General features: G+C 39.8%; 3 protein-coding genes and 1 pseudogene. 1 reads left to right on the top strand and 3 read right to left on the bottom strand.

Annotated elements, in window-relative coordinates; genetic code table 11:
* On the top strand, positions 1–430 hold a 430-nt coding region (locus HMPREF9371_RS01355), incomplete at its 5' end, for an integrase core domain-containing protein (protein ID WP_040660599.1).
* Between the two features lie 36 nt (positions 431–466).
* Here the strand turns inward: HMPREF9371_RS01355 and HMPREF9371_RS01360 are convergent.
* The 3 genes and pseudogenes from HMPREF9371_RS01360 to HMPREF9371_RS12980 all read right to left on the bottom strand — a co-directional run.
* Positions 467–676, bottom strand: a pseudogene (locus HMPREF9371_RS01360) (glutamine amidotransferase-related protein); the annotation flags it as partial.
* Between the two features lie 21 nt (positions 677–697).
* The gene (locus HMPREF9371_RS11255) at positions 698–1156 is read right to left on the bottom strand and encodes a glycosyltransferase (RefSeq protein WP_009118017.1); all 459 of its coding nucleotides are present in this window, start codon (positions 1154–1156) and stop codon (positions 698–700) included.
* Positions 1111–1310, bottom strand: a 200-nt coding sequence (locus tag HMPREF9371_RS12980; protein ID WP_232203061.1) for a hypothetical protein, incomplete at its 5' end; no start/stop codon positions are given. The genes HMPREF9371_RS12980 and HMPREF9371_RS11255, both read right to left, overlap by 46 nt.

Raw genomic sequence — 1310 nt, forward strand, 5'->3', positions numbered from 1 at the left:
AGCAGCGCAGTTTCTGCGTAATCTGATCAATGCCGTGCCCTACCACATCCATACTGTGCTGACCGACAACGGCATCCAGTTCACCAACCGCCGTCGTGACCGGTATGGCCCGGCGCACATCTTCACCCGGGTGTGCCAGGAGCATGGCATTGAGCACCGTCTGACTCAGGTCAAGCATCCTTGGACGAATGGACAGGTCGAACGCATGAACCGGACCATCAAGGAAGCCACAGTCAAGCGTTTCCACTACGACGACCACGCGCAGCTGCAACAGCACTTGGCCAGCTTCATGAACGCCTACAACTTCGCACGTAGGCTCAAGACTTTGAAGGGGCTCACGCCCTACGAATTCATCTGCAAACAGTGGCATGACCAGCCTGAACGCTTTAGAATAAATCCATGCCAGCTAATGGTGGGACTAAACATCTAGGCAAACCCCCATAATTGGTAGTTTGTCGGCAAACTACTGCATGGCGGCCACCGAAATACCGGCTTCCTTGGGCGAACAGGGCCCGGGGGCGATGACCAAATATTGGGGATGGAGTGCTTCGATTTCCGATACAGAAATATCGTCGTTACGCCGCACCAATACTTCTTGACCCAGTTCGCCCAGTTCGGCGAAGTATTGCACGATGTTGTAAGTGAAGCTGTCGTAGCTGTCAATGAAGAGGAGCATATTTTAAGTCAAATATAAGAATTATTTCTGATGATCAAAGTGTTGCAGTGTTAATTTTTCGAATAATTTAATCCATTGCGGGATTATATTGTCAATTAAAAGATATTTAACTGAGAGTTGTACTTTTTCTGAAATAGGAAAATCATTTATTCTTTTTAAAACTTCAATAAATTGATCTGTATTATTTTGCTCAATTAAATACCCATTTATATTATTCTTAATTTGGTTTCTAGGCCCATAAGGGCAGTCATATGAAAAGCATGGAATACCAAATGAAAAAGCTTCTAAGATGTTTAAACTAAATCCTTCAACTTTAGAAGTTACCACTACACATCTTGCATTTTGAAACATTACTTGTACATTGTTTTCATTTTCGATAATAGTAACAAAATTTGATAAATTATTCTCTTCAATATATTCTAATAAATAGTTTTTTAGATCTCCACTTCCATACATCTTGAAGTGGAATTTTTTTCCCATAATCGGCTTTGATTAAATATTCTTAAAGCTTCTAATGGTTGTTTTTCTTTTGAGAATCGACCAATATACAGAATATTATTACTAAATTTATTACTAAATTTAGGTATAGGATAAAAATTTTCAATAGGGTTAGGAATAATACAATATTTAATAT

The sequence above is a fragment of the Neisseria shayeganii 871 genome, from assembly GCF_000226875.1.
Lineage (GTDB): Bacteria > Pseudomonadota > Gammaproteobacteria > Burkholderiales > Neisseriaceae > Eikenella > Eikenella shayeganii.